This is a genomic window from Paraglaciecola sp. (genome assembly GCF_039943935.1).
Taxonomy (GTDB): Bacteria; Pseudomonadota; Gammaproteobacteria; order Enterobacterales; family Alteromonadaceae; genus Paraglaciecola.
Map to the genome: position 1 here is coordinate 258,574 of NZ_JBDUZQ010000021.1, position 23,179 is coordinate 281,752.

The 23,179-nt window shown below is 38.8% G+C and carries 21 protein-coding genes; 12 read left to right on the forward strand and 9 right to left on the reverse strand.

What is annotated here, in order from left to right; translation table 11 throughout:
- Positions 1 to 26 precede the first annotated feature (26 nt).
- Both ABJD71_RS13205 and ABJD71_RS13210 read left to right on the forward strand, forming a co-directional pair.
- On the forward strand, positions 27 to 725 hold the full coding sequence (locus tag ABJD71_RS13205; RefSeq protein ID WP_348170075.1) for a hypothetical protein: 699 nt from the start codon (positions 27 to 29) through the stop codon (positions 723 to 725).
- 21 nt (positions 726 to 746) lie between these two features.
- Positions 747 to 1,010: a DUF1289 domain-containing protein gene (locus ABJD71_RS13210; RefSeq protein WP_348170078.1), complete on the forward strand. Its 264-nt coding sequence runs from the start codon at positions 747 to 749 to the stop codon at positions 1,008 to 1,010.
- A gap of 16 nt (positions 1,011 to 1,026) precedes the next feature.
- On the opposite strand, the gene ABJD71_RS13215 is transcribed toward ABJD71_RS13210, so the two are convergent.
- Entirely contained in the window at positions 1,027 to 1,932 is a 906-nt protein-coding gene (locus tag ABJD71_RS13215; RefSeq protein WP_348170081.1) for an alpha/beta hydrolase, read from the reverse strand.
- A gap of 301 nt (positions 1,933 to 2,233) precedes the next feature.
- Between ABJD71_RS13215 and ABJD71_RS13220 the strand changes: the two genes are divergently transcribed.
- The 3 genes from ABJD71_RS13220 to ABJD71_RS13230 all read left to right on the forward strand — a co-directional run bounded on the left by ABJD71_RS13220 (position 2,234) and on the right by ABJD71_RS13230 (position 4,833).
- The gene (locus ABJD71_RS13220; RefSeq protein ID WP_348170084.1) at positions 2,234 to 3,079 is read left to right on the forward strand and encodes an HDOD domain-containing protein; all 846 of its coding nucleotides are present in this window, start codon (positions 2,234 to 2,236) and stop codon (positions 3,077 to 3,079) included.
- A gap of 195 nt (positions 3,080 to 3,274) precedes the next feature.
- Positions 3,275 to 3,994: a DUF481 domain-containing protein gene (locus ABJD71_RS13225; RefSeq protein ID WP_348170087.1), complete on the forward strand. Its 720-nt coding sequence runs from the start codon at positions 3,275 to 3,277 to the stop codon at positions 3,992 to 3,994.
- Positions 3,995 to 4,092: 98 nt separating this feature from the next.
- Positions 4,093 to 4,833, forward strand: a complete 741-nt coding sequence (locus ABJD71_RS13230) for a DUF481 domain-containing protein (RefSeq protein ID WP_348170090.1) — start codon at positions 4,093 to 4,095, stop codon at positions 4,831 to 4,833.
- A gap of 52 nt (positions 4,834 to 4,885) precedes the next feature.
- Here ABJD71_RS13230 and ABJD71_RS13235 read toward each other — a convergent pair whose 3' ends face one another.
- Complete coding sequence (locus ABJD71_RS13235; protein WP_348170093.1) at positions 4,886 to 5,872, reverse strand: DJ-1/PfpI family protein; 987 nt, start codon at positions 5,870 to 5,872, stop codon at positions 4,886 to 4,888.
- A 111-nt stretch (positions 5,873 to 5,983) separates the two neighbouring features.
- On the opposite strand from ABJD71_RS13235, the gene ABJD71_RS13240 reads away from it, so the two are divergent.
- From ABJD71_RS13240 to ABJD71_RS13255, 4 genes are read left to right on the forward strand one after another with little or no spacing between them, the layout of a single operon-like run.
- Positions 5,984 to 6,619 carry a DJ-1/PfpI family protein gene (locus tag ABJD71_RS13240; RefSeq protein WP_348170096.1) on the forward strand — a complete coding sequence of 212 codons (636 nt, stop codon included), beginning with the start codon at positions 5,984 to 5,986 and terminating at the stop codon, positions 6,617 to 6,619.
- Entirely contained in the window at positions 6,619 to 7,236 is a 618-nt protein-coding gene (locus ABJD71_RS13245) for a DJ-1/PfpI family protein (protein ID WP_348170099.1), read from the forward strand. The genes ABJD71_RS13240 and ABJD71_RS13245 overlap by 1 nt, the downstream gene beginning before the upstream one ends.
- Positions 7,230 to 7,538 carry a DUF1272 domain-containing protein gene (locus ABJD71_RS13250; RefSeq protein ID WP_348170102.1) on the forward strand — a complete coding sequence of 103 codons (309 nt, stop codon included), beginning with the start codon at positions 7,230 to 7,232 and terminating at the stop codon, positions 7,536 to 7,538. Before ABJD71_RS13245 ends, ABJD71_RS13250 begins: the two co-directional genes overlap by 7 nt.
- The gene (locus ABJD71_RS13255) at positions 7,535 to 7,849 is read left to right on the forward strand and encodes a cupin domain-containing protein (protein WP_348170105.1); all 315 of its coding nucleotides are present in this window, start codon (positions 7,535 to 7,537) and stop codon (positions 7,847 to 7,849) included. The genes ABJD71_RS13250 and ABJD71_RS13255 overlap by 4 nt, the downstream gene beginning before the upstream one ends.
- A gap of 24 nt (positions 7,850 to 7,873) precedes the next feature.
- Here ABJD71_RS13255 and ABJD71_RS13260 read toward each other — a convergent pair whose 3' ends face one another.
- From ABJD71_RS13260 to ABJD71_RS13280, 5 genes are all read right to left on the reverse strand, one after another.
- Positions 7,874 to 9,058, reverse strand: a complete 1,185-nt coding sequence (locus tag ABJD71_RS13260) for a hypothetical protein (protein ID WP_348170108.1) — start codon at positions 9,056 to 9,058, stop codon at positions 7,874 to 7,876.
- A 76-nt stretch (positions 9,059 to 9,134) separates the two neighbouring features.
- The gene (locus tag ABJD71_RS13265; protein WP_348170111.1) at positions 9,135 to 9,776 is read right to left on the reverse strand and encodes a methylamine utilization protein; all 642 of its coding nucleotides are present in this window, start codon (positions 9,774 to 9,776) and stop codon (positions 9,135 to 9,137) included.
- Between the two features lie 143 nt (positions 9,777 to 9,919).
- Positions 9,920 to 13,903: a FimV/HubP family polar landmark protein gene (locus ABJD71_RS13270; protein WP_348170113.1), complete on the reverse strand. Its 3,984-nt coding sequence runs from the start codon at positions 13,901 to 13,903 to the stop codon at positions 9,920 to 9,922.
- A 423-nt stretch (positions 13,904 to 14,326) separates the two neighbouring features.
- Complete coding sequence (locus tag ABJD71_RS13275) at positions 14,327 to 15,343, reverse strand: aspartate-semialdehyde dehydrogenase (RefSeq protein WP_348170116.1); 1,017 nt, start codon at positions 15,341 to 15,343, stop codon at positions 14,327 to 14,329.
- A 57-nt stretch (positions 15,344 to 15,400) separates the two neighbouring features.
- The gene (locus ABJD71_RS13280; RefSeq protein ID WP_348170119.1) at positions 15,401 to 16,528 is read right to left on the reverse strand and encodes a 4-phosphoerythronate dehydrogenase; all 1,128 of its coding nucleotides are present in this window, start codon (positions 16,526 to 16,528) and stop codon (positions 15,401 to 15,403) included.
- Positions 16,529 to 16,929: 401 nt separating this feature from the next.
- On the opposite strand from ABJD71_RS13280, the gene ABJD71_RS13285 reads away from it, so the two are divergent.
- Complete coding sequence (locus tag ABJD71_RS13285; RefSeq protein WP_348170121.1) at positions 16,930 to 18,894, forward strand: methyl-accepting chemotaxis protein; 1,965 nt, start codon at positions 16,930 to 16,932, stop codon at positions 18,892 to 18,894.
- Positions 18,895 to 18,917: 23 nt separating this feature from the next.
- Here the strand turns inward: ABJD71_RS13285 and ABJD71_RS13290 are convergent, their stop codons facing one another.
- The gene (locus ABJD71_RS13290) at positions 18,918 to 19,109 is read right to left on the reverse strand and encodes a DUF2970 domain-containing protein (RefSeq protein ID WP_348170124.1); all 192 of its coding nucleotides are present in this window, start codon (positions 19,107 to 19,109) and stop codon (positions 18,918 to 18,920) included.
- Positions 19,110 to 19,194: 85 nt separating this feature from the next.
- Positions 19,195 to 20,409 (reverse strand): beta-ketoacyl-ACP synthase I, encoded by a 1,215-nt coding sequence (gene fabB, locus ABJD71_RS13295; protein ID WP_348170127.1) that lies wholly within the window; start codon positions 20,407 to 20,409, stop codon positions 19,195 to 19,197.
- 224 nt (positions 20,410 to 20,633) lie between these two features.
- Between fabB and ABJD71_RS13300 the strand changes: the two genes are divergently transcribed.
- The gene (locus ABJD71_RS13300) at positions 20,634 to 21,098 is read left to right on the forward strand and encodes an N-acetyltransferase (RefSeq protein ID WP_348170130.1); all 465 of its coding nucleotides are present in this window, start codon (positions 20,634 to 20,636) and stop codon (positions 21,096 to 21,098) included.
- Positions 21,099 to 21,189: 91 nt separating this feature from the next.
- On the forward strand, positions 21,190 to 23,178 hold the full coding sequence (gene mnmC, locus ABJD71_RS13305) for a bifunctional tRNA (5-methylaminomethyl-2-thiouridine)(34)-methyltransferase MnmD/FAD-dependent 5-carboxymethylaminomethyl-2-thiouridine(34) oxidoreductase MnmC (protein WP_348170133.1): 1,989 nt from the start codon (positions 21,190 to 21,192) through the stop codon (positions 23,176 to 23,178).
- The last annotated feature ends 1 nt before the right edge of the window (position 23,179 follow it).

Here is a 23,179-nt window from a genome sequence, read left to right on the forward strand (position 1 = left end):
TGCAGCCTTTTCTTTCTAGGAAACAAATGAAATTTTGGCGCAAAGTACATAAATGGATAGCCTATTTAGTCGCTATACAGATTTTATTATGGATAAGTGGCGGACTGGTGATGAGCGCATTTCCCATAGAAAAAGTACGAGGTAAGCACCTTGTATTGCCTCCCAAGATAGACCAAATTATAAAGCCTTCACTATCAAACGATATTACCCTTACAAACTGGCAGCAACTAAGTTGGGTTCAAAGAGGAACAGACTGGTTAATTAAAGCTCAAAATTCTCACCAGCAAACCTACTGGTTACACCCTTCAACAGGGGCAGAGGTCAAGCTTTTAACGCCCTCAGCCACTCTAAAGTTAGCTGAATACCGCCATGCCAACAGAGCTAATGCTCTAACGGTTGAGAACCTAGAAACCATTCCTTTTGAGGTTAGACATTTAAATCTGCCAATGTATCAAGTCAATTTTGATGACTGGATACACACAAGTTTTTATATCAACCCACAATCAGGAAAAATAGCCTCGGTACGCAGTGACATATGGCGCCTGTATGATTTTTTCTGGATGTTACACATTATGGATTACCAAGACCGTGAAGACTTTAATCATCCCTTGTTGATTGGAGCAGCAGGCTTATCTCTGCTGTTTACCTTTACTGGTTTAATACTTGTGTATTTTTCAGTCTTAAAACCTTGGTATGCTAGACTCAAATACCGTAAACGTTTTTGACCGATAACACCTGAGGCCATCGTGAAGCAGATTGAAATCTTTGAAATTACTAGCCCATGTATTGGCGTTTGCCAATCAGGGCCAAAGGGATTTTGTTTAGGTTGCTATCGCTCCAGAGACGAACGTTTACACTGGACAAAACTAGAACAAGACGTGCAAAGTAAAATCGTCAAAGCCTGTGGCATTCGAAAAAAACGCGCTCGACAAAACACAAGGCGTAAAAAATCAGGGGAAACCCCTTCACCACAACTAAACTTACTAGGTGATGCGTCAGAAGATATATAAGTTGTTATTGATCTTATTAACTAGTACCCCCTATTAGTTCCAGAATATCGTTCGCTATCTCTGGCAGTAACTCATCGGGCAATGTATGCCCCATTCCCGAGTAAACCTTTATTTTTGAATGGGGAATAGCCTGGGCTGTGGCATGTCCACACGCGACAGGTATCAGCGGGTCGCTATCTCCATGTAGAATTAAGCTTGGGATTTTGACTGCTTTTAATGCCTCCGTTCTATCCTTTGAGCTTAATATGGCAGCAAGCTGACGAACATTACTTTTAGGGTTAAGCCCTCGATGTACCGACAACCTAAGTAACTCTGACACCTTTTCTTTTTGAAATCCATAAGTGTTGCCATGCAAGGCTTTCCATAAAGACAACCCAAATGCCACAAATTGATCAGCTTGTTTAGGGGGCCGTTTAAACAAATTAGAAAGAAAAGTAATCTTAGGTTTAGGAAGTTGTCTATTTCCTGTGGTAGACATAATAGACGTTAAAGATTTAACTCTCTCTGGTGACCGTATCGCTAAAGCTTGAGCGATCATTCCTCCCATTGAAGCCCCAACTACATGAGCTTGATCTATCTGAAGTCCATCCATTAAGCCTAACGTGTCTTTAGCCATATCATTTAAACTGTAAGGCGCTTTTAACGTTCGTTTTAATAAAATATTTGCCAACAACGCTAAATGAGAAGGAACATTCAGATCATCACACCAGGTGCTTTTACCCACATCTCGATTATCAAATCGAATCACGCGAAATCCTTTTGAGGCCAAAAGTTCACAAAACTTGGTTTCCCAAAAAATCATTTGTGTGGCTAGCCCCATTATTAATATTATTACAGGCGCGTCCTCATTACCAAAACTATCAAAGTTCACATTAATTCCATTTGTATTGATAAGGCATTCAGGTATGTGTTTGGGCGTCATTACGTAAATTCTAATTTCTAAAGAGTTAAGGCAACTGACTATAAAGTTAGTGAGCTATTATTTTCAATTAAATTCTTAATTTCTATCAAAATCACAATACAAAAATGCTGAAACAACCTTCTATCACTATGTTTGCAGACACGTTTTTAGACGCTAGATTATGATTTTTATGAGATTCATCACATTGCCACGATATTTACGTTTTATATATCTTTACTCATACCTATTACGCTAAGAAGAGACGCTGATTTCTCAAGCACTGGTTTAATATAGATTCATATTAAATGCAGAAGGATAAAACATGCCCCCCATTCAACCAACCGATATTGCGAAAGTAGCGAGTCAATCATTTGCGCTGCCGGATGTTTGTTTGCGACTAAGGGCCATGTTAGATGACAAGCAATCCTCATTAAATGACCTAGGAAGCTTAATAGCATTAGACCCCCTGCTCTCATCAAAATTACTCAAGCTTGCAAATAGCCCATTGTTTAGGTTTGAATCTCAAATCGACTCTTTATCAAAAGCAATTAATGTGATTGGTGGTGAAGCTTTGTACAACCTGGTGATGGCTGAAACAGCCAGCTCCGCATTTAAACACTTTAGCAGTGATGTCATTGATTTAAAAAGGTTTTGGTTACAAAGCATTTATGCTGCATTAGTTGCTAAACATCTAGCAAAAATAGTAAAAATTAGAGGAAGTGAACGCTTCTTCTTATTAGGATTACTTCATAACATTGGAGAACTGTTAGTTGCCATGCACGCGCCTAACCTAGCAATTCAGTGCGGTAGTTATGATAAGCAAACTTCCCCTTGGAATTTACAACAAAAAATATTGGGATTTAATTATGCAAACTGTAGTTCTAACCTACTGGAGTTATGGCAGATACCTCCTCAACTTTATTTGCCAGTGATGCATGCCCATAATGAAGATAAAGCTTTAGAAGATATAGATGTAGCTGTTATCTACACATCAGCTAGAGCTGCTGTAGCTATGACAAATGACGACTATTACTCTACAAGCGATTTAGTCACCCCAGAAATACTCAATTATTTAAATGTCGATACAGAAGATTTAGAAGATGCAATCAAATTTGCCCTTATGGAATCTGAAAATATATTGAACATTATGAAACCATCACTGTCCTAGGGTGAAAATAAAGTGAGTGCTTGATAAAAATAGTTATAGTTTATTATAATACTGACTATCTACTTAAGCCTTTCTTTTCGATATACTTTTCACAAACTATTTACATTAAACACAATACCCAATTAATCAATGCGACAGTTTTTAATTTTTTTATTATTACTAGCTTCTCAATGCAGTTACGCTAGGCCAGATATCATGAAGTCAATGTACTTGACTGAAAGACCAAATCTTAATGAAGAAGAGTTATCAGTCGTCAGTGAACTCGGTTTTTTACTCATCAATGGCAATACCAATACCTCAACCACTATAGCCAAATTAAATATTAGCCAAGAACTAAAAGCTTGGAGTTATCAACTCGTGGGGGACTTTTTATATACCCAGAGTGAATCTAAAGTGGATGGAAAAACCAAAGATGTCGCAAGTGCTCAAAAGCTATTTTTATCAAGTCAATTCGATTACAAGTTAACAGATCCTAATAACCGTTTTTTTGTTTATGGTGATTTTGAAAAAGATCGTTTTAATGATTACAACTATCAAGCTGCTATAGCTGCAGGCTGGTCCTCTAGGTTATGGAACAACGAACAAAGCGAACTAAGATATAGCATAGGACCTGGCTACAGTATTTCTGACGAAATACCAGACACTATTACTGAAAACCAAAATGGTTTTATAGTAAGAGCGGCAATGGAATATAAATGTAAAATATCTCCTCAAGCAACCTTTAGACAATTTCTCAGTACCGAAGCTGATGCTGAATATACTAAAACTAAATCAGAAAGTTCTTTATCTGCACGCCTTTCAGGTGCGTTAGCGATGAAACTCAGTATAATACTCAATCATGACTCTGGGATTAACGATCAGGATGAAGAGCTCGATACTGAAGCTGCCGTCACCTTAGTTTACCAATTTCTTTAAAATCAATGGTATTAACCAGTTCAACAAGTTTTGTTGGGCCCGTAAAGTTATGAAAATACAGGCTTTACTAATACCGATATATACAACAGGACATAACAATGAAAAAACATCTTTTTTTATTAGCACTTAGTGCAGCGGGTAATGCCTACGCAGCGGATGAAGTTAAGCCATTTACTATGGATGGTGAATTTGGTTATATCGCTACTACTGGAAACACCGAAACTAGCACAATTAAAGGTAAGCTATCTGCACACCAAGAGCTAACAATGTGGAGCAACGACTTTGTACTTGAGGCTTTATATAAGAAAGACAAATTAGAAGACGAAGAGGGAGTACTTCAACCTTCTGAAACCACCGCACAGCAGTTTTTCTTATCAGGACAAGGGAATTACAAACTAGAAAACCCTGACCACAGATTGTTTGCCTTTGCTTCATATTCAGACAATAGGTTCAGTAGTTATAACTATCAATCAACGTTAGCAGCTGGTTGGTCTCAAAAAGTATGGGAAAATGACAGCAGCCAATTCAATTACAGTATTGGTCCTGGTTACTCATTTAATGAAACGATTGAAGATGTTGAACAAAATAGCTTGATCGTTAGGGGGGCTTTTGATTACCAATGGAAAATTTCTGATACCTCTACATTCAAGCAAATATTTAGTACGGAAGTTGGTAGTGATAACACTAAATCGAAGTCAGAGACTTCAGTTTCAGCACAAGTTAGCGGTGCACTGTCTATGAAAGTATCTTTGATTATGGACCACAACACTGACGTGACTGAAGGAACCGAAAAGCTAGATACACAAACTTCACTTACATTAGTTTATAGCTTCTTCTAAATACAAGCTGCTAGCAGGCATAATACTTATGCCTGCTAGCATGCTTACTCTTTTAGCTACACGACTTGCAATGCATTTTTTTATACATAGCAGGTGACACGCCAAACATTGCAACAAAACTCTTCCGAAAACCCAACTCAGATTGATAACCCACTTTTTGATGAATGACTTTTACAACCTCCCCTTGCTCCAATAACAACTTAGCTCTATTTAAACGCCTTTTCTCTAAAAATTTAGAAGGACTAGTCCCTATCTCATCAGTAAATTTCCGATAGAAAGTTCTCTCTGTCAAGCACGCTTTTGCAGCCATATCGTAGACTTTTATAGGCTTAGATAAGTTATCTTCTAACCATAATAAAACATCAGAAAATTTATGGTTATTTTGCACTGCAAGTAACTCACTAAATTGCGATTGATGTCCAGGACGGTGCACATAAACCACCAACCATTTGGCAATCTCGTGCATTATTTTATGATGATGATCTTGGCCCACCATTGCCAAGGCCATGTCAATTCCTGTTGTTACTCCAGCTGAAGTCCAAATATTATGATCGATACAATACAAAGCATCTGGCTCAACATTAACAGCGGGAAACTCATCAGCCATTTGAGCGACATCAGCCCAATGGGTGGTTGCTCTTTTATTATCTAAAAAGCCAAATGCCGCTAACACTAGTGCTCCAGAGCAAATTGAACCGATACGTTCAGCCTTGGGCTTATTATTTATTAGCCAATCTTGTAACAAGGTATCAGATATTACTTTTTTGATAGCATCACGGCTCCCTCCCACCACTATAACAGTGTCATGATCACTAACTGTAATAGATGCTAACTTTTGACTATTCACTTCAATACCAGAGCGAGACTTTATAAGCCCACCAGATGAAGATACGGGTAACACTTTATATGAAGGGCTTTTCAACAATCCTTGAGCGCCATTAAATACTGAAGATGGACCTGATAAGTCTAATAGTTCGAATTGCTCAAATATCACAAATAGCACCCGACGACTTACAGTTTCGAGAGTGTTACTTTTCATTATTTTCTCTATCACAAACACAATAATGGCATAAAAATATATTTTTATGTCATTTATGTCAATTAACTTAATGGTTAATCTTACCTGCATTATTACTCATAAGGGCAATCCATGAAATTTGGTTTTATCGTCTATGGACAGGTCACAGCAATTGATTTTACTGCTCCAGCTCAGGTATTCAGCCAGCTTCCTAACGCTGAAGTTCACTTAATTGGTGCAACTTATGATGCCGTAAAAACCGATGCAGGTTTTTCAGTAAACCCAACTTGCACCATTCAAGACGCGCCACAAATGGACCTGCTATGTATACCTGGCGGCCTTGGACAAAAAGTAGTATCTGATGACCCAGTCTTCATGAGCTTTATTTCGCGACAAGGTAACCATGCAAGTTATGTAACATCAGTCTGCTCAGGCTCACTCATTCTTGCTAAAGCTGGGCTGCTTGATGGATTTAAGGCGACGAGCCACTGGGCAACCTTGAGCATATTAAAGAGGTTCAATGTAACACCTACTAAGAAAAGAGTCGTCATTGACGGTAATCGTATAACGGGAGGAGGAGCAACCGCTGGTCTTGATTTTGGACTAACGGTGGTGGCACAGCTCTTTGGCGAGAACCTAGCGAAAATGATTCAATTAGGGCTAGAGTACAATCCAGCTCCGCCTTTTACATCAGGCTCACCAGAACTAGCAGGAGCAAAGCTAACAGAGCAAGTATTAAAGATATTCTCAAAAGCAGAAATAATATAATGCAGTTATCAAGCCGCTCAATAAATATAGGAATTTATCTTTACGATAATGCCGAAGTATTAGACTTTTCAGGGCCTTTTGAAGTTTTCTCTACGGCCGCTCATTTGCAAACGCAATCAGAAATTAGCAACGTTTTTCTGATAGGTGAAACAGTAAGATGTATTAACGCTAGAGCAGGATTTAAGGTTTTACCTAAATTTACTATTCATAATCATCCTCAGCTCAATGTACTGATTATATCTGGCGGTATTCACGCCAATGAATTAACTAAGCCACATGTCATAGAATGGATCTCCCGGCAGGCAAAAACAGTCACTATTATTGCTTCTGTGTGTACAGGTGCATTTCTACTAGCGAAAGCTGGAGTTTTGCAAGGCCTTACATGCACTACACACTGGGAGAATATAGATGAATTTAAAGATGCTTTTCCAAATAGTCCCATTATTGAGAATGTACCTTGGGTTGATCACGTTCAAGTTATCACCTCCGCCGGTATTTCTGCTGGTATAGATATGAGTTTACATATAGTCGAAAAGTTGTTCGGCGCTTCCCTTGTACTAAAAACAGCCACGCAAATGGAATATCACTGGTGTAATAAAAGAGAAACAAAATGTTAGATATTAAACCTAATTGCGAGTGCTGTGATTGTGATTTACCAGCTCACTCAGAACAAGCATATATTTGCTCTTACGAATGTACCTTCTGTCTCGACTGTGTCAGCACCCTACTTGAAAATGTTTGCCCAAATTGTGGGGGTGGTTTTACACCAAGGCCCATACGCCCATCGACTGCTTACAGACCGGGAGTTAGTTTACAACATCACCCAGCATCAACTCAGCGTGTCCATACCGAATATTCGAGAACTGAATTATGTGACTTTAGCCTGAACATCAAAGATATAGCACCGGAAAAAAGATGAATGAAATCATTAGAGGAAAGTCCTTTACGGCAGAAAAATCATGGGCAGCAAAAACGATTGCTAATATGAATGGCATCACCACACGTTTGCATTGGACTGAAAAGGCTTATCAATGGCACGTGAATGATGGTCAAGAGGTGTTTGTAGTTCTAGATGGCGAAGTGACTATGCATTATGAAAAAGCCGAAGTGAAAACGTCAGCACTTTTAACACCAGGTGACATATTTTATGGAGCTAAAGGAACCAAACATAGTGCCGTCCCAAAGGGTGAAGCCAGAATATTAGTAATCGAAAAGCAAGGAAGTATTTGACTCTATTCCAATATTAACTGTGGCTCACCAACGATACTGAATCACGGCTAAGCTCTGTTGTTGATCAATACTTACATCTTGACCAACTGTAGCCCTTATGTCAGAAGAGTTTTCATTAAAGTGCTGTTCAATTCCCACTTGCCAATGCTTGTTTAAATCATAACGCCACGCTAGTGTAATAGCCTTACCATCGCTATTGTTAGGATCCCATAGAAAAATATCATCTTCCCTAACCTGAAAATCATCTAACCTAGCTGTGAATCTATGTTTCTTTAGTTTATGGCTAAACATGATATACCAAGCATCAAAGTTAATATAAACAAATCTTTGCCCCATGTTCGAGCTTCCAGACATCCATTGAGCGATTACTCGTGTATTGGACGTAAATTTATGTTGTATTGACAAAGAATGGAACTTAGTACGCCAAGCGTATAGTCTCTGAGAGTTAACAACCAATGGATCGGCTTGATTATCATAAAAATAGTACCGCAAACTTGATTGTTTAAAATAATCCAGATGAGCACCTAAGTAAAACCCCAACCTACCATCTAGTTCGTGGTAAGGCTCAACGTAATTGGGGTGGAATATCCGATCTTCCTGAACGACCGATGGATAGGCCGCAAAAGGAACCTTATCGTTATTCAGACTTTGTCTATCATGAAGAGTAAAGCCTCTCCAACTGATTGCAGTCCCTAATGGATCATTCCCTTTAAATACAGCCCCATGCAACTCCCAAGACAATGGGCTTTTTCTACTACGACCTGGGCTAAATAACGTGAATTCAGCTCCAGCTACTCTTAACTCTTCACCAATCCAACTATTGATTGCTGATTGGGTATAGGTAAATGGTGATAACCATCCAGTATCTACATTTTCCAGAGACATCTTAGGATAGAAAAAACCAGCTCTTGCTCGCCATCTAAGTTTACTGTTACTTAACGGTTTATATGCGAGTTGTGCTTGAGATATACCTAGGTTTTGAGATCCTAATTGGTAATAATTTGCGACTAAATCAAAACCGAATCCGTTTGAGTAACTATCAGAAACCTTAACCAGCGCTTGTTGTATATTAAAACCGTTCTCAGAGTACGCCAAAATACCAGTACCATGTTCAAACCAAGAAGCATGACCATCAGCAACAACAAAATTGGCCTGAATGACACCCTTAACTTCTAAAGCTAAAGCCTTCGAAGAACACACTAAAAGCATTAATAGACAAAGGCCCTTACAAGAATAGAACAGACTTTTAACCAAGATTAAAACTTGAATCTGTTTTAACCTTGATCTATTCATATTCAGAAAATTCGTCGTTACCTTCTTCATAGTCACTCAAATCCGGTAATAAAGAATTCACCAATTTAACGGTAAGAGAGTTCTGACTGGGAATCGATAATTGGAAAGATAAAACGTCTTCTTCTTCTTGAAACCTTGGATTCCAGACTCTAACAAGGTAATCGCCTTCCGGTACATCTAGGTTAACCTTTCCTTGAATTCCGGTTTTTGCAAAATAAGGTGTATCAGCAACAAAGATATACCCCAACATCCAGTCATGAATATTACAACCTAACTCAACGATACCAGGATTAGAGAACAGTAAAGGTTCTGCTTCTAGGTCTTTGTAGAGTTGTAATTCAAATGTTTTAGCTGATGAAAAAGAGTACACATGATGTTTAATAGAATCTGAATTAGGAAAAATTACCTTACTATCTTGCTGAACAATCAAAACATGAGGGAGAAATTGAGTATCAACTTGATCCATAACCGCTAGGACTTTTGGAGCCTCATATGTTTTAATCTCTTTAGACGTAAGCGTAACGACTACATTCGATATGGCCTCGTTATTATTACTTACGACTGAAATAGACGTTTCTGCAGAAAAAACACTACCACTCAAAAGCACACTAAAAACAATATAATAAAATTTCACTTAAGCATCCAATTTGACTAAACATTAATGGTAATCAACTCTAACTTGATAGAAGTCTAGTTGACATTCGTTCCTATGAATTAAAGAGACAGATAAAATACCAAAATTCATTCAATCAGTACTAATTTCAGCTTAAAAGAACTTTAATCTAGGTCTTCTAGTAATTTTTTAGCTTCGGCAACTTGTTTTGGTGTTCCGTTAGCAACAACATCATCTATCAATTCTTTGGCAGAGTCATTCTCTCCAATCTCAATATATGCTTGCACCAAATCTAACTTAGCACCTAAACCATCATCAGCATCAACGTCGATCATTTCTAAACTATCTTGTTCAGAAACAAATGGCTCAAGATCTACATCGAGATCAAAATCATTTTCAGTAAGCTCGTCAGCCTCAGCATTTACACTATCACTTAGTAACGACTCAACATCTAAAAAGTCATCATCATTTTCTTCGTCTAACAGAGTTATAGACTCTTCTGCTTTACTGTCACTTGTATTTTCATCTAACAAAGCAGGGATATCGAACCCTAAATCATCATCTTTATCTAAATCAATAGCTTCAAGCATCTCATCAAAACTTGATTCTTCAAGCTCGTCAATAGCTTGAGTACCATCTTTATTATCTGCCTGAGGCTGTTCATCCTCTGTTAACCAATCACCTAAACCAGGCATATCTTCAAGTTCGCTATTATCCTCAACAGGAGACAATTGAGCATCATCTTCTAACGCGTCTTCAAGTATCGAATCATCAAAGTCCGGATTTGACGCAATATCATTCAAGTCAGGTAATTCATTAAGAGAATCTTGCAATACTTTATCAATAGACTTTTCATCACCACCTAAAAAGTCATCAGAAGCCATGGAAAACTCTAGGTCATCAAGAGAACTGATTGAAGAGTTTTCATTGGATGTCAGATCTTCTAAAACCTCATCTAGCTCTTCATTCTCAAAATCTTCTAACGCCTTTTCAAGCTGGTCCTCATTTAAGGTATTGTGGTCGCCAAGTTCTTGTTCGAATGTGGAATCGAACTCCAAGTCCGTATCCAGATCAGGCTCTAATTCAGCCTCAAGTTCTGGTTCTGGTTCTAATTCAGCTTCAAGTTCTGGCTCTAATTCAGCTTCAAGCTCTGGTTCTAGTTCAGATTCAACTTCTGGCTCTAATTCTGCTTCAAGTTCTGGCTCTAATTCTGCTTCAAGTTCTGGCTCTAGTTCAGCTTCAAGCTCTGGTTCTAGTTCAGCTTCAACTTCTTGCTCTAATTCAGCTTCAAGCTCTGGTTCAAGTTCAGATTCAACTTCTGGCTCTAGTTCAGCTTCAAGTTCTGGCTCTAATTCAGTCTCAACTTCTTGCTCTAGTTCAGCTTGAACTTCTTGCTCTAATTCAGCTTCAACTTCTGGTTCTAATTCAGTCTCAACTTCTGGCTCTAGTTCTGCTTCAAGTTCTGGCTCTAGTTCAGATTTAACTTCTGGCTCAAGTTCAACGTCTGGTTCTAGTTCAGCTTCAGCTTCTGGCTCTAATTCAGCTTCAACTTCTGGTTCGAGTTCAGCTTCAACTTCTGGTTCGAGTTCAGCTTCAACTTCTGGCTCTAATTCTGCTTCAAGTTCTGGTTCGAGTTCAGTCTCAACTTCTGGTTCTAATTCAGCTTCAACTTCTGGCTCTAATTCAGCTTCAAGTTCTGGCTCAAATTCAGCTTCAACTTCTGGTTCTAGTTCAGCTTCAAGTTCTGGTTCGAGTTCAGCTTCAACGTCTGGTTCTAGTTCAGCTTCAAGTTCTGGCTCTAATTCTGCTTCAAGTTCTGGCTCTAGTTCAGCTTCAACTTCTGGTTCTAGTTCAGCTTCAAGTTCTGGCTCTAATTCTGCTTCAAGTTCTGGCTCTAGTTCAGATTCAACTTCTGGCTCAAGTTCAACTTCTGGTTCTAGTTCAGCTTCAGCTTCTGGCTCTAGTTCAGATTCAAGCTCTGGCTCTAATTCAGCTTCAACTTCTGGCTCTAATTCAGCTTCAACTTCTGGCTCTAATTCAGTCTCAACTTCTGGCTCTAATTCAGTCTCAACTTCTGGCTCTAATTCAGCTTCTGGTTCGAGTTCAGCTTCAAGTTCTGGCTCTAGTTCAGCTTCAAGCTCTGGCTCTAATTCTGCTTCAACTTCTGGTTCTAGTTCAGCTTCAAGTTCTGGCTCTAATTCTGCTTCAAGTTCTGGCTCTAGTTCAGCTTCAAGCTCTGGCTCTAATTCAGCTTCAAGTTCTGGCTCTAATTCAGTCTCAACTTCTGGCTCTAATTCAGCTTCAACTTCTGGTTCGAGTTCAGCTTCAACTTCTGGTTCGAGTTCAGCTTCAAGTTCTGGCTCTAGTTCAGGTTCAGGTTCAGGATTAGAGCTTTGATCTAAAATATCATCGATATCTATTTCTGTATCATCAGAATCAAGCAACATATCATCGTCAAGGCTCACAGCTAACTCATCTAGGGTCTTAATTCCAAGTTGTGTTTCTTCGCTCCCATCAAGACCATCTTCCCCTGACGCATCATCCATCTGCTCGACTTGCTCTAAGTCGTCCATCAAGCTACTAGTAACTGCATCCAGCTCTTCATTTTGACTATTAATTTCTTTATCTAAATTGTCTAAGATATCTTCGTTAATTTCTTCGGACTCATCCAATAAAGAACCCCCTTCATCTACCGCTGAAGGTTCGTTCAATAAGTCGTCAATACTTATCTCAGGTTGTTCATTTTCGTCATCTACAGGCTCAATTGAAGGAGTTTCCCCCAAATCGTCCTCAATATCGGAAAGTAATTCGTCTTCAAGTAAATCTTCTATTTCATCTTTTGAACTAGTATTTTCAGCTACATCGGTTGAACTTTCAGTTTCTTCAGTACTACCAATTTCACCTAGTAAGTCATCTCCACCAATGCCATCATCACTAACCTCAGTTAACAAATCTTCATCTGAATCAAATAAACTATCTAAATCTTCTTGTTCAAGGGTGTCAGAACCAATCTCAAAATCATCATCTAAAACTTCATCACCTAAGTCGTCAAATACATCTGAACTATCATCAATTAAGGTATCGTCACCAAGCTCATCTATGGAGTCATCGAGAGACTCTTCTAACTCTTCAGCCAGAACATCGTCTAAAATATCATCATCGCCAAACAAGTTATCATCATCTAACTCATCATCTGAATCACCTTCCAATTCAGCACTAAGAGCATCAGATAAATCATCCATTTCTGCAGCATGCAAATCTAAAGGAAGATTTTCTAGTTCATCCTCTGCATCAGGTTTAGGCTCGCTTCCCTTACGTTTAATCAGCCAAACAGCAACGCCTACAAGCAACATAAATACAAACAGCACTGAGCTTAATATTAGGTTGATAGGTTCATCAAACCATGACGTATTAGATGCCTTCATTTGAGCATCTCGTTCAGCTTCTTCTTGACGGGCTTTAGCTAATAGCTCTTCAATACTCTCACCCATAGTTTCCATTTGTTGGGCTTTTTGCTCTTCTTTACTTTTTATCTCATCAATATCACTGTTAACTTTTTCGAGACGCTCAAATAGCTTTTGGTTTTCATCCAATATGCTCTGAACGTTACTGATTGACTCGGCAAATTGTTTCCTAATCGCCATAAACTGGCGAGTTTGTTCCTCGTCAATTGCGCCAAGTTTTTTCTCTAATAACTGTTTTGTTTCATCTAAAGCTTCAGCACTAAGGGTTTCTTGTTTCGTAGAAAGATCTTCTGACTCAGATGGCTCTCGTAATCTATTCGCGTCCAACTCTGCTCGTTGCTTTGCTTGCTCCTTATCAATCCTTGAAATATATCGTTGCGACGGGAGTTGTAGCATTGCCCCGTCCATCATTAGGTTAATATTTTCGTTTTCAAAGGCCCCTTCATTTAGCTCATATATAGCTAACATGATTTGATAAATGCTATTCGCAGAATTAGTTCTAGAACGGGTAGCGATTTGCCATAAGGTATCGGTTGATTCAATTGGTCCATAAACAACACCAGAAAGGTGTGCAGTAGAGTCCTTAGGGCCTCTGAGCTTTACTTGTTCGAAGTCTGCAGCATAAACAGCCGTTATGAAGTTCAGCAATATCAAAAGTGGCAATGCACTCAGTCGCAAATTCATATGGTTCCTTCTTGCTTAATGATATTTATTTTATTAATCAGATGTTGCACTACAAATTAACGCTCAATGTTTACAACTCGAATTAGTTTGTTAAAAACCTTTAAATTAAGGTTCTACCGTTGATTGTTTTACAATTTACATTGTATCGCCCGGCGTCATTTTACTGGCTTTAAGTAGGCATAACAGCAGGGATTAGCAATTCATATTCCAAGTTCGAAATATAAACATAAATATTATACAACTATAAACTAGATGCTCTATATGATCTAGATTGCCAAGCTTTTGATTATCCGAGATAAAACACTACACCCCTCTAAAAAAAGCTATGGTTTATTAGACATCGGCAAAAATTCAGGGATCATGAGGGCCAGAACAACCAGAACAGGTTTAGCCCTCAATACAAACAATTATTAACTTAAAAAACTACATGTAGTCTTTAATTAAAGCCTCAGCAATCTGAACACTATTGGTAGCAGCACCTTTACGCACATTATCAGATACAACCCATAAATTAATTCCATTTGGATGTGAAATGTCATTTCTAACACGGCCCACATGCGTATCATCATTACCACTAGCACTGCTTACTTGAGTAGGAAACGCTTCTCTTTCTCTGTGAAGAACAATACCAGGCGCATTTTCTAGTAAATCCTTTACTTCTTCTGCATCAATTGGAGAGCGCGTTTCAATATGGATAGCTTCACCATGACCATAGAATACCGGTACACGTACAGCCGTTGGGTTTACTAAAATAGTATCGTCACCCATGATTTTTTTAGTTTCCCACACCATTTTCATTTCTTCTTTGGTGTAGTCATTATCCATAAACACATCAATCTGAGGAATAACGTTAAAAGCGATTTGACGGCTAAACGCTTCTGGCTTAGCTTCTTTACCACTTAATAAAGCTGCAGTTTGATGAGCAAGCTCATCAATAGCTGCTTTACCGCCGCCAGATACAGATTGATAAGTTGACACATTAATACGCTCAATACCAACAGCATCATGAATTGGCTTAAGTGCTACCATCATTTGAATAGTAGAACAGTTAGGGTTAGCTATGATGTTACGATTACGGAAATCAGCTAATGCATGGGCGTTAACCTCAGGCACAACTAAAGGAATATCAGCTTCATAACGGTATTGAGAGGTATTATCAATCACCACACAACCAGCTTCTGCTGCTATCGGTGCAAATTTTTCAGAAACACTACCACCAGCAGAAAAGAACCCAAGTTGTACTTGGCTCCAATCAAACTCATCAGCATTTAGAACGGTAATCTCTTTTCCCTTGAAGGTCACCTTTCCACCAGCTGAACGTGCGCTGGCTAATGGATAAAGTTTGTTGATCGGAAAGTTTCTCTGTTCAAGAATTTCGATCATATGTTGTCCTACTAATCCAGTAGCGCCCAACACTGCGACATCAAAGGCCCGAGACATGGTTCTAATACTCCTAAAAAATTAAAATAAATAGTTTATATACAGTTTTTCTAGCACTTATTGTGGCGCTAAAAATCCAAGGCCGTAGATTGCCTTTGAATGAACAGAATTTCCAGCATTTACGGTCATTGCAGAAAACTCTCTTCTTATAGGATAGTGCTTTCGGATATATCTAAATGATTCAGCCCCATCATGTTTCTGTTTAAATTGCTTATCATCAACAGATATATCATACACGTCCAACACTAAATCTTTGATCACTTCCCAAAAACCTTCTGATTTTGGCAATGGTTTTTGACTATCTGCAGCAGTAGGTAAATAGTCTGACAACTTTTTAGTAGGCTTCACGCCAAGTTGCTTACACAATGCAAAATATAGCATTTCGGTACCACGAGCTTTCCCTTCAATGGTATGTCCTGCAATATGGGCCGTTGCCAGCGCCGTAAAAGAAACCAGTTCTAACTCGATATTTGGCTCATTGTCCCAAACATCTAAGACTAAATTTAACTGTTTGCCCTGTTTAAACAAAGTTAGTGCTTCTTTATTATTTACAACTTCACCGCGACACGCGTTAATCAACAACTGATTTTCGTTTAGTTGTGACAATCGAGTAGTGCCAAACAAATCCAGCGTTGCGTAAGGTCCGTCAGCAACAAAAGGTACATGTAAAGTAATGACATCACACCCCATAATCTCATTCATATCGACCATTTCACGGCTATCTCCGCCATCTTTAAGAGGCGGGTCGCACAACATATGTTTAATCCCCAAAACAGCTAAAACGTTTGAAAGCACAGTGCCCACATGACCCGCCCCCACAATACCAACCGTTTTATCTGCAACTTGCCAATCTAGGCGCTCCGCCATCACAAACATTGCGCTAAGCACATACTCAGCTACCGCCACAGCATTGCAACCACCAGCGGAAGTAAAAGGAATACCTTTTGCGGTTAAGTATGCTTTATCAACATGATCAGTTCCCGCAGTAGCGGTGCCGACAAACTTCAACCGATCATTTTTTTCCAGTAAGACATGGTTAACCTTAGTGGTTGAGCGAGTGAGTAAAACATCTGCGTCACTTAAGGTTTCAGCATTAACAGTTTTATGAGAAAACACCTGACACTCGCCAAGCTCAGCAAAAAACTCATTAGCATAAGGCATACTGTCTTCATAATAGATTTTCATGTTTTATTTAACTCTTATCAAAATAGGTTAACGTCTAAACACGCATTATGTCATGGCTGGCCTTCGTTCAAAAAGCCAAGAGAGCATTAGTTATAATTATGGCTCTGTAATTTAATGCAAGTTTGCTAAATAACCCGTGTATGGCGATTATTGTTCGTAACCTGGATTAACCCTTTTTTATTGGTAAAAAAAGTATTTAGAAAAATAACCTCAAGTATTAGGGCAATATATAAGATAAGGTATTAGGGGCGTTTATTAGTATCTAGTATCGCAAGAATTTTCAGCATATACCTAGCATTCCAATCCACTATTCAGGGTTAGTTTACTTTAAGTACTTAGCTTTAATGACCCACTTATAAAAATAACTTCTCAACCACTTTTAACTGTAGGACTAATTTGGCATGAAACGTTGGCTATCTAAACACTTATCAAAATTAACACTCATCCCATCACTTGTTCTGGTCATTTTTATGAGCTTAGAATTAACGAGAGAATACCACCAGTTTGAGCAAGCACAAGATAACGTAGCAGATGCCGAGTTAACCAAATTTACAAGTCAGTTAGTGCATGAATTACAAAAAGAGAGGGGGATGTCTGCGGGTTACATCGGTTCTAAAGGAAGTAACTTTAAATCCGAGCTTCAGCAACAAAGGCAATTGACTGACAAAAGCTTACAAGCTTTGAAAAATTTTTACCAAGAAGGCAACTACCACACATCAACTAACCAAACCATTAGTCAATTAATTACCAATTTAAGCCAATTACTAAACACTCGGAGCAAAATCAATTCGCTAACTATATCTTTACCTGATGCTCTAGCTTTTTATACTAACAATAATAAGCTAATTCTAGATCTAAATGGAATTTTGGCAGCTGAATTAGAAGAGACTAAATCTGCAGAACGTTTTCTAACCTTATATAACCTCGCGTATGCAAAAGAACAAGCCGGTATTGAACGTGCCGTTCTTAGTAACGTATTCTCGCAGGACGCGTTTACACCACAACTATTCTTAAAGTTTGCAGAGCTTATAAGCAAACAAGACGTCTACATCCAATCAGCATACGCAGTTTCAACTGCGGATTTTAAAATTGAAATAGAGCAGTTTATCAATGCTAAAGCCAATAAAGATGTTGAGCGCTATCGAGAAATTGCAAGAAAAAATCAAAACAATTTTGGTGTAAATCCAACAGAGTGGTTTAGTACCGCAACTGTTAGGTTAAACACCTTGAGAAATTCTGAACAGGTATTACTTGATGAAATTTCAAGCTATTCAAAATCAAAAATTGCAGGAGAGCGCTTTTTTATCATTGCTGAATTAGTCATTCTATTATTAATGCTTTTAGTAACTTATGCAGTATTTAGCACTATAAAGCTGCGAGCCTCCCAGTCAAACGAAATCAATAGAATCATGAATAAAGTTCATAGTCAGAAAGACTTAACTGATTCAATACAAGTTATCTCTGAAGATGAACTAGGAGCAATAGCCTCGTTGATTAATCAAACCTTTTTAGAAATAAAACAAGATTTAATGAGTTTTCAAGAAGCAGCTAATCAAATAACATCAGCCACAAATGAAGCCGCAGCAGCGACCAATCAAAGCCAAACCAACTTGACTCAGCTGCAACGAGAGATCTCTGACATTGCCAACTCAACTGAAGAAATGAGCGACAGCGTTAAGTCAGTAATGGAAAATATGCACGTTGCGTCTACGGGTGCAGAAAACGCAGCAAAAGAAACAGTCAACGGTGAAAAAGCAGTAGAAACATCCATAAGTGGGATCACAGTCACGGCTAAAGAAGTTGCCAACGTTGGCGAAACAATTACAGAGCTCAACAATCGAGTAAATGATATTTTAGGTATGGTAGATGTCATTAAATCAGTAGCAGATCAAACCAATTTACTCGCCCTTAATGCTGCAATTGAGGCAGCTCGAGCTGGAGAGCAAGGCCGAGGCTTTGCTGTAGTCGCAGACGAAGTTCGCTCTTTAGCCAAACGCACCCAACAATCCACACAAGAAATATCAGATGTTGTTGATGTGCTTAAACAAAGTTCAGAAAAAGCATTTTCTAGTATTGAGAGTGGTAATAAACAAGCCAAGGAAGCAGTCTCTAATGCTAACCAAATATCTTCGGTATTAGCAAAAATAGTTGAAAACTGTCAATCGGTGGACAAAGTTACACAGACCATTTCCGTTTCAACAAAAGAGCAAAATATAGTCATACAGAGTATTAATAAAAATATCTCTAGTATTGAGACTCAAGCCAGAGAAAACGTGGTAGGCGCTGAACAGTTATCAGCTTCAAGTTTACAATTATCTTCTGTAGCTCAAGATATGAGCAGAAGAATTGAGGTGTATAAAGTGTAAAGACCTATTTTGAATTTGGTTCGTTAGGTAATAACATTTACTAATAAGATCAAAGTCGCTATCAAGCCTAAAACAAATAAAATTCCCACTATTGCAAAGGGTATAAAAGATGGTTGTTCAAAGTCACTTTCATAGTTGGAGTGGCTTTGCACCCCTAACATACTCGCTGCAACACCTTTAAATACTTGCCATAAATTACTTTTGTTTTTAGACATTTATCCATTCCTAAAAGTACAAAACCCAAACAATAAAAAAGCCAGCATAAGCTGGCTTTTGTCATTTTGCACGTTTGATAAACGATTATTTTTGGTATTTTTGCATGACTAATGTGGCATTAGTGCCACCAAAACCAAAACTGTTAGACATTACAGTAGTTAAAGCACCTTCACGGGTCTCAGTAACAACATCCATGCCTTCAGCTTTTTCATCTAAGTTTTCTACATTGATAGACGGAGCGATAAAGTCGTTTTCCATCATTAAAATACTATAGATGGCTTCGTTGACGCCCGCCGCACCCAAAGCGTGACCTGTCATCGCTTTAGTTGCACTCAATGGTGGGGTTGTATCACCGAACACTTCGCGGATTGCCCATAATTCTTTCACATCACCAACCGGAGTAGAAGTACCATGAGTATTGATGTAGTCAATTGGCTTATCTAAACCTTGCATAGCTTGTTGCATACAACGCGCCGCCCCTTCACCCGATGGAGCAACCATATCGGCACCATCTGATGTCGCACCATAACCTACAATTTCAGCATAGATTTTAGCGCCACGAGCCAAAGCATGTTCTAGCTCTTCAACTACAACCATGCCACCGCCACCAGCACCTACAAAACCATCACGGTCAGCATCATAAGTGCGAGACGCTTTAGTGGGGTCATCGTTATATTTAGTAGACATAGCACCCATAGCATCAAATTCAGCAGACAAAGTGTAATGAAGCTCTTCACCACCACCAGCAAAAATAATATCTTGCTTACCTAGCTGAATTTGCTCTAACGCATTGCCAATACAGTGTGCACTAGTTGAACATGCTGAACTAATTGAATAATTCACACCTTTAATTTTAAAAGGGGTTGCCAAACAAGCTGACACTGTACTTCCCATACAACGAGTAACCATATACGGGCCAATACGCTTCACACCTTTAGTACGCAGAATATCTATTGCTTCAACTTGGTTTTTAGACGATGCTCCACCAGAACCAGCAATAATACCCGTTCTTAAGTTAGACACCATATCCTCTGTTAGCCCAGAGTCTGTGATGGCTTGTTCCATAGCGATGTAAGCATAACCTGCTGCCTCGCCCATGAAACGCAAAGTTTTACGATCAATATGATCTTTTATGTCTAAATCAACTTTGCCCCAAACTTGGCTACGCATGCCCGCTTGTTCAAATTCTTCTGAAAATGTAATGCCCGAACGTCCTTCTCTAAGTGAGTCAGTGACTTCTTCTGCATTATTACCAATACTAGAGACTATACCAAGCCCAGTAATTACCGCTCTTCTCATGATTAACCCTTCAAGGAAATTTTTGTATATGTTAATGATTTTCACTAACAAAGTGGTCTGCTTTCAGCGTACAAGTGTTAGCTTAAATAAAAATCACTCAATTAGCTAGCCAAACCATCAACCTGTGACACTAGAAATGACTACATTTAGATTCGATTTCTGTTTATTTTTGATTGTCGAAGCAATCACGTATAGTCAATTTATAAACCAAGATGACTAATAAAATGATCACAAAACTTGAAAATTCAAATGAAGAAGTTGCTAATCAAATCCGCCGTGTTTTTCAACGTTCATATAAAATTGAAGCTGAACTAATCGGTGTTTGTGACTTTCCACCTTTAGCACGAAGTATTAAGCAGATAGTCAATGCACCAACAGATTTTTATGGTTTTATTGACAATCATTTTTTAGCAGCAATCCTTGAGATAGATATAAAAGAAAAACAATTAGACATTCATAGTCTTACGGTAGACCCAACATTTTTTAGAAAAGGCATCGCAGACAAGTTGATTAGTTTTGTTTTAAAATTATTCGATATAAATACTGCAACAGTCGAAACGGCAGAAGTAAACCAGCCCGCGATAAATCTTTATAAGAAACATGGCTTTATTGAATTCAAGCGATGGACGCCATCACATGGTATTCCTAAAGTAGCTATGTCGATTAATCCTTTATCTTGTAACGTTTAGAAAGATTCTATATCAATGATTGTTGCTTTAATGCGAGTACCTTAAACTACTTCTTTATTTTCCTTGTAGCAGCTTTAGGACATTCATCACTTTGACCATTAACCATGCCGATATTCACTTTAATGAGAATGGCACACCTTACGCCAAACAATTTGATGATTTGTATTTCTCTGATGCAAAAGGTCTAGGTGAAACTGAGCATGTTTTTTTAAAGAATAATCAAATATTAGAACGTTGGGAGTGTTGGCAGGAGCAAAATTTTGTTATTGCTGAAACAGGATTTGGTACGGGGCTGAATTTTTTAGTGACCTTAATGCATTTTGATCTTTTCCAAAAAAGATCAACAGCCCAGCAGTTTCAATTAAACTTTACCTCTATTGAAAAATACCCCATCAATATTAAAGATTTAACCCAAGCCTTATCTCTGTATCCGCAACTAAGTCAGTATTCAGAAGCGTTACTAGCACAATATCCATTGTTGATAGCAGGCTGTCATAGGTTGTCTTTTTTAAATGGAGCGGCCACCTTAGATTTATGGTTTGGCGATGTGAAACAGGTGTTGCCACAAATTGAAGTGCCACAAACCGGCTTAATCGATGCTTGGTATCTAGATGGCTTTGCGCCAAGTAAAAACCCAGACATGTGGGACCAATTTCTATTTGAGCATATGGCGATGCTCGCTAAAAATGAATGTAGTTTTTCTACCTTTACGGCAGCAGGGTTTGTAAAAAGAGGCCTTCGAGAAGCTGGATTTGACGTACAAAAACGCCCCGGTCATGGTAGAAAGCGGGATATGTTGGCAGGAATTTATAGTCGCCCTGCTGATGAGCCTTTGCGTATCCCTTACTTTAAGAGAGCCAAAGCTACTGCGCCTGCGCCTAGAGTAGCAATTATTGGTGGCGGTTTAGCAGGGGCAAATTGTGCTTATGCCTTAAGTAAAAGAGGCATAACCGCAAGCTTATATTGTAAAGATGCAGGTATCGCTCAAGGGGCATCAGGCAATATCCAGGGAGGTTTTTACCCTCAGTTAAATGCAGATGCAGGCAATGCCAGTCAAATACATGCTACAGCCTTTACCTATGCCAGTCGTATGTATAGAGAGTTGCTAAGATCAGGAGCTAACTTTACTCACCAATGGTGCGGTACCTTACAAGTGGCATTTAACGACAAAGTTACCCAGCGTTATCAAAAATTGGTCCATAACAAAACGTGGCCTGAGTCACTTATCCGTTGGGTAGACTCACAAGACGCCAGCAACTTAGCAAACGTGCCACTCCCCTACCCTGGACTTTTCATTGAACAAGGTGGTTGGTTACATTTACCTGAACTAATTGCAGCCCTTGTAATGCAGTCTAAAGCCGATGTAAAAGTGAATCATCAGCTAGTTTCTACCGAGCTAAAAGGTGATACATGGCAACTTAATTGGCAAGATGGCACTCACAGCGAAGCTGATATTATTATTTTTGCCATTGGAAGTGACAGCCCAAACCTAGACCCATTAAAGCCACTACCTTTTAGGTTAGTTAGAGGCCAAGTTGAAAATCTAAATAGTGAAAATGAACTAGCAGAGTTAACGACTGTGTTATGCCATAAGGGTTACTTAACCCCAAGCTTCGATAATATGAACACAATAGGCTCAACCTATGTAAAAGAAGATACCAGCTGTGAGCATCGCTTATCAGAACAACAACAAAACATTGATACTCAACAAAAAGCATTACAAAAGTGTGACTGGATAAACTCAATTTCAGCAACTCAAAACGGTAGAGCAGGTGTTCGTTGCAGTACCCCCGACCATTTACCTATGGTAGGTGCGGTTCCCAATATTGCGGCTCAAAGCGAGCAGTACCAAGATTTGTACAAAGCCTTACCCGTTAATCGTTACCCAGTAGCAACAGAGCAACCCAATTGTTTTATATTGTGTGGGTTAGGCTCCAGAGGTTTAAGCACAGCGCCTTTATGTGCGGAAATACTGGTCAGCCAAGTTTTGGGAGAGCCTTTGCCTTTAGCCAATCACTTATTAGATGCCCTTAACCCAAACCGCTTTTTAATCAGAAGTTTAATACGTAGGCAAAATTAAC

Coding starts and splice junctions, on each gene's coding strand:
- fabB (WP_348170127.1), bottom strand. CDS start 20,409: ATGAGAAGAGCGGTAATTACTGGGCTTGGTATAGTCTCTAGTATTGGT.
- ABJD71_RS13205 (WP_348170075.1), top strand. CDS start 27: ATGAAATTTTGGCGCAAAGTACATAAATGGATAGCCTATTTAGTCGCT.
- ABJD71_RS13225 (WP_348170087.1), top strand. CDS start 3,275: ATGAAGTCAATGTACTTGACTGAAAGACCAAATCTTAATGAAGAAGAG.
- ABJD71_RS13230 (WP_348170090.1), top strand. CDS start 4,093: ATGAAAAAACATCTTTTTTTATTAGCACTTAGTGCAGCGGGTAATGCC.
- ABJD71_RS13300 (WP_348170130.1), top strand. CDS start 20,634: ATGATCACAAAACTTGAAAATTCAAATGAAGAAGTTGCTAATCAAATC.
- ABJD71_RS13250 (WP_348170102.1), top strand. CDS start 7,230: ATGTTAGATATTAAACCTAATTGCGAGTGCTGTGATTGTGATTTACCA.
- ABJD71_RS13240 (WP_348170096.1), top strand. CDS start 5,984: ATGAAATTTGGTTTTATCGTCTATGGACAGGTCACAGCAATTGATTTT.
- ABJD71_RS13285 (WP_348170121.1), top strand. CDS start 16,930: ATGAAACGTTGGCTATCTAAACACTTATCAAAATTAACACTCATCCCA.
- ABJD71_RS13270 (WP_348170113.1), bottom strand. CDS start 13,903: ATGAATTTGCGACTGAGTGCATTGCCACTTTTGATATTGCTGAACTTC.
- ABJD71_RS13290 (WP_348170124.1), bottom strand. CDS start 19,109: ATGTCTAAAAACAAAAGTAATTTATGGCAAGTATTTAAAGGTGTTGCA.
- ABJD71_RS13260 (WP_348170108.1), bottom strand. CDS start 9,058: ATGCTTTTAGTGTGTTCTTCGAAGGCTTTAGCTTTAGAAGTTAAGGGT.
- ABJD71_RS13255 (WP_348170105.1), top strand. CDS start 7,535: ATGAATGAAATCATTAGAGGAAAGTCCTTTACGGCAGAAAAATCATGG.
- ABJD71_RS13280 (WP_348170119.1), bottom strand. CDS start 16,528: ATGAAAATCTATTATGAAGACAGTATGCCTTATGCTAATGAGTTTTTT.
- ABJD71_RS13220 (WP_348170084.1), top strand. CDS start 2,234: ATGCCCCCCATTCAACCAACCGATATTGCGAAAGTAGCGAGTCAATCA.
- ABJD71_RS13275 (WP_348170116.1), bottom strand. CDS start 15,343: ATGTCTCGGGCCTTTGATGTCGCAGTGTTGGGCGCTACTGGATTAGTA.
- ABJD71_RS13245 (WP_348170099.1), top strand. CDS start 6,619: ATGCAGTTATCAAGCCGCTCAATAAATATAGGAATTTATCTTTACGAT.
- ABJD71_RS13215 (WP_348170081.1), bottom strand. CDS start 1,932: ATGACGCCCAAACACATACCTGAATGCCTTATCAATACAAATGGAATT.
- ABJD71_RS13235 (WP_348170093.1), bottom strand. CDS start 5,872: ATGAAAAGTAACACTCTCGAAACTGTAAGTCGTCGGGTGCTATTTGTG.